The 3,938-nt window shown below is 50.6% G+C and carries 5 protein-coding genes; all 5 read right to left on the bottom strand.

The window, feature by feature from the left end:
* Positions 1-96: 96 nt before the first annotated feature.
* The 5 genes from KO508_RS05555 to KO508_RS05535 all read right to left on the bottom strand — a co-directional run bounded on the left by KO508_RS05555 (position 97) and on the right by KO508_RS05535 (position 2,222).
* Positions 97-435 carry a DUF2750 domain-containing protein gene (locus KO508_RS05555; protein WP_216007370.1) on the bottom strand — a complete coding sequence of 113 codons (339 nt, stop codon included), beginning with the start codon at positions 433-435 and terminating at the stop codon, positions 97-99.
* A 114-nt stretch (positions 436-549) separates the two neighbouring features.
* Positions 550-837: a HigA family addiction module antitoxin gene (locus KO508_RS05550; protein WP_216007369.1), complete on the bottom strand. Its 288-nt coding sequence runs from the start codon at positions 835-837 to the stop codon at positions 550-552.
* 10 nt (positions 838-847) lie between these two features.
* On the bottom strand, positions 848-1,126 hold the full coding sequence (locus tag KO508_RS05545; RefSeq protein WP_216006847.1) for a type II toxin-antitoxin system RelE/ParE family toxin: 279 nt from the start codon (positions 1,124-1,126) through the stop codon (positions 848-850).
* A 489-nt stretch (positions 1,127-1,615) separates the two neighbouring features.
* A complete protein-coding gene (locus tag KO508_RS05540) occupies positions 1,616-1,915 on the bottom strand; it encodes a helix-turn-helix domain-containing protein (RefSeq protein ID WP_113816869.1) in 300 nt (99 codons plus the stop codon).
* Complete coding sequence (locus tag KO508_RS05535) at positions 1,908-2,222, bottom strand: transcriptional regulator (RefSeq protein WP_113816870.1); 315 nt, start codon at positions 2,220-2,222, stop codon at positions 1,908-1,910. Before KO508_RS05535 ends, KO508_RS05540 begins: the two co-directional genes overlap by 8 nt.
* Between the last annotated feature and the right edge of the window lie 1,716 nt (positions 2,223-3,938).

The raw sequence follows: 3,938 nt of genomic DNA, 5'->3' as shown, positions 1-3,938 counted from the left end.
TTGGCTATACCCACATAACGCTTAGGTAACCGGCACCGTAGCGCCAGCGTAGGGAACCAAAAGCAGTAAGCTTTTGGTGTCCGGTTGACCGTCTTGTTACGTTTTAAGTCTGGCACGGAGCTCGTCAACTGTGTAGACGAGAGGCTCTTGGCCATACTGGGGTGATGCCAAAACATCGACGATTTGCAGGGTCGACGAACCCAACCAGGCATCCCCCAGAAAATTGCTCATCGGCACGAACACGGGGGACAGCTCTCTTTGGTTCAAATTCTCGGTGAACACTTCTGCTTTTTCTGCTGACGACCAAACAGGCAGATCCATTCCACCCTCTGCTGGTAGCGCATAAAGTGATTGGCCTGCCATTAGCACCCAAACACCGTCTTGTTCCTGAACAGAGATGATAAAGTCGCGATCACCGAATATTTCTACATTCATTCAATTACTCGATGCCCTGTTGACGATGAAACGTAACGCCCGCCATCACCGGTGACAGAACCGCAGCGAAGCGGAGGTTTTGGCATCCGGTGCATGGCCTGGTTATGTGCTGCTTCAGGCTGCAACAAGCTTCTTCACGTTCAGCTCTTTGCGGTGTTGTTCAGCATGCCAGAGTTCGTATTGGGACTGCTGATTCAGCCAGCTTTCTGCCGAGGTATCGAAAGCGATAGAGAGCCGGATCGCCATTTCTGGACTGATGCCGGCCTTGCCATTCAACACGGCACTCAGCGTTCTGCGGCTAACGCCCAATGCCTCTGCCGCCGCCGTGACAGAGAGGCCGAGGGGCTCAATACAAAGCTCTCGCAGTACTTCACCCGGGTGCGGAGGGTTGTGCATTAACATTGGCGGTACCTCAGTGATAATCTTCGTAGTTTACAATCTCGGCATCTCCGTCTTCGAATCGGAAGGTCACTCGCCAGTTACCGCTGACGGTCACTGACCAGATTCTTGCACGATTGCCAGAGAGCTCGTGCAAACGAAGACCGGGTAAGTCCATATCTTTGGCATTCGATGCTGCATTCAATCTACCGAGAATTAGCCGAAGCCTCTTTTCATGAGCGGCCTGAATCCCTGCAGTGCTGCCGGACTTGAAGAATTTTGCCAAGCCCTTGTGTTTGAAGCTTCGAATCATTCCTTGAGCGTACCCTGCAACGTATCAGGTGTCAAAACACATAACGCCTGCATAAACGGCGCCCGACTAGGGCGTCCGGTGGAGGGCCACCGGCCCGGAACGTATTTAATGCATTGGTTAGAAGCCGGTCACCCGATGGTTTCCGGTCCACACCAAAACGTCCATGCGTACTCCAAAAAAACCAAGCACTGGCTCGCGGTCCGGCACCGATACAAACCACCAACTTACCCGACCTACTCAGAACTTTCGGCGAACAGCCCCACAACCTGGGCACGTTGCCGATAACCCGTAAAAACCAATGCCGGCTACCAAATTGGATGCGGAGTTCGATGGCCTTGGCCGTTACCGAAAGTTTAAATCTTTACTCCAGATTTTCCGCCAAGGCCCATGCACCCAACCACCAAAAAATCACCAGAGCCTTGGCTTATAACGCCCGGCTTTGCGGCATGCCGGAGCGCCAGCGCCGGCGCGTCCGACAACAGCCGCTTGTTAACCCCTTAGCTCAAGATCTTCTCGGATTACCTCTGGGTGGCGGAAAGCTATCTCGATGAGTGCTTTTGCCGGTCCGGAGGGTTTACGTCGACCTTGCTCCCACTCCTGCAGGGTACGCGGAGAAATATGCAGCACCTCAGCAAACTCTACCTGCGTCAAGCCAGTTTTGCCGCGGGCCTCTGCAACCTCGTTAGGCTCAACACGACTGACTCGTGCAACTTTGGCTGCTTTCATTTCTTTAACAGATTGGAGCAGCTTGTTACCAAGTTCCTCTGCACTCAGGGTCTCGTTAATCATTTTCCAGTACCTCACGAATCGACTTCAGGATATGCGCGGGTATGTTGTCCTTCACGGCTTTTTTGTAGATCACCAACAACCAGATCTCACCATTAGCCAACCTGGTGAAGTAGATGACTCGCACCCCTCCACGCTTCCCTGAACCCGCCACCGACCAACGAACTTTTCTACACCCGCCACTGCCTGGAATGGGATCGCCAATTTCCGGGTTGGCTGCCAACCAGGCGAAGAAGGAATTCCGTTCCTCCTCAGTCCAGATTTTTCTGGCATCTGCTTCGAATGTTGGGGTTTCGATGATAGTAAACATGACGACCAATATACGTCATTGACGGACTTTTGCAAGATGGGTGGCTGGAAGGGTTAACGCCGAAGCACAGCGGCGACCTTGGAGTGGCGACGAAGTAGCCACGGAAAGGGCGTCCGGCGGCCATCGGCCGCGAACTGCTGCGCCTTGTTAAGCTGCATATGCCTCCGCAGCATGAAATTGGTGCGAGGGAGAGGACTCGAACCTCTCTACGTTTCTCCTGGCTAGGCAAATACTCAGCAACTGATAATCTCTCGTCTGGATTGGAAGTGTCCCACCATGGCCTCGCAGAAACGCCACCCCGCACCATACGCATGATTTCACGAATGAATTTTCCATAAGAACCCCCTTAACAAATTGAAGTGTCGCGAAGACCCAAACTTCCAACCCAAACAAGATACTCACAGTTACTTCTATATTTACCTCTATTGCCAAGCCTTTTATCCACCTCGTGGCTACAACCAGAAGCGGCTTAACGAGGCTGTAGAAAAACTCCCGCCCCTTTGTTCGATCGCGTTCCTATGCGAAATCTGGAAGTGTTTTCAATCATGAGTGCTCCAGATTTTAAGAATAGGCCCTATTTTTAGCTCATTTATTGACCAATTTCGACTCAAAATAGGCCTTTGACCTTTTTCTACAGCCTCAACGCCTGCATAAACGGCGCCCGACTAGGGCGTCCGGTGGAGGGCCATCGGCCCGGAACGTATTTAATGCATTGGTTAGAAGCCGGTCACCCGATGGTTTCCGGTCCACACCAAAACGTCCATGCGTACTCCAAAAAAAACAAGCACTGGCTCGCGGTCCGGCACCGATACAAACCACCAACTTACCCGGCCTACTCAGAACTTTCGGCGAACAGCCCCACAACCTGGGCACGTTGCCGATAACCCGTAAAAACCAATGCCGGCTACCAATTTTGATGCAGAGTTCGATGGCCTTGGCCGTTACCGAAAGTTTAAATCTTTACTCCAGGTTTTCCGCCAAGGCCCATGCACCCAACCACCAAAAAATCACCAGAGCCTTGGCTTATAACGCCCAGTTCACTCGCAGCGCGTACGCTGTCAAGTGCAACTGTTTGTTAGCTGCGTTTACCTGATTAAAACCAAAACTAGACATCGTAGACTTTAATATGCGCACCCACGAACCGCAATACAACATACCTGTCATCTAACGTGTTTATTGTTATAACTATCACGCTCTCATACTGATCAACACTTAACAACAAACTAGGAATTCCCAGGTTACTTTCTAATTCTCCGTATTTCTCCTGACCATGTATTTTACTTTCTCCTTCGATCCAGGAATCAATAGTCAAATTGCATTTTTTATCTACATGTTGGTTATTTTTGGAATATGACTCAAAGGTTATAGATATTTTCTTTCCCGCAGAATCATAAGAGAAACCAACCACTAGCTCGTCTGCAAAAGAGTATTCTATGGTGTCTAAAATGATCATATAGTTTAAGTATCCAGAGCGTAGGTTCTACAGCTAACGAGCCTGTAGAAAAACCCTTCACAGAGCCTGACCCACAGCCGCTTTGTTGTTTTCTCAACACTCGCGATCAACTGACGCAAGCTTGCTAATTTCTCTGCAACACCGGCGCGTTATGAGTATGCAGCACCAGATGTTTCTCACTTAGCCCTCTGAGGGCCGTTTCTAGCTGTATCATAGCCCAGCCTCATGCCGCTAACTGCCCGTAGTTCGCCAGTTTCTCAATG

The sequence above is a fragment of the Marinobacter salexigens genome (assembly GCF_018860765.1).
In the GTDB taxonomy this organism is placed as follows: Bacteria; Pseudomonadota; Gammaproteobacteria; order Pseudomonadales; family Oleiphilaceae; genus Marinobacter; species Marinobacter salexigens_A.
The sequence above is the reverse complement of the archived record's forward strand: the minus strand, read 5'-3'. Positions and strand labels throughout refer to the sequence as shown.

What these genes read in the sequence shown, in the direction of transcription:
- KO508_RS05555 (WP_216007370.1), bottom strand. Translation starts at nt 435, where the DNA reads ATGAATGTAGAAATATTCGGTGATCGCGACTTTATCATCTCTGTTCAG.
- KO508_RS05550 (WP_216007369.1), bottom strand. Translation starts at nt 837, where the DNA reads ATGTTAATGCACAACCCTCCGCACCCGGGTGAAGTACTGCGAGAGCTT.
- KO508_RS05545 (WP_216006847.1), bottom strand. Translation starts at nt 1,126, where the DNA reads ATGATTCGAAGCTTCAAACACAAGGGCTTGGCAAAATTCTTCAAGTCC.
- KO508_RS05540 (WP_113816869.1), bottom strand. Translation starts at nt 1,915, where the DNA reads ATGATTAACGAGACCCTGAGTGCAGAGGAACTTGGTAACAAGCTGCTC.
- KO508_RS05535 (WP_113816870.1), bottom strand. Translation starts at nt 2,222, where the DNA reads ATGTTTACTATCATCGAAACCCCAACATTCGAAGCAGATGCCAGAAAA.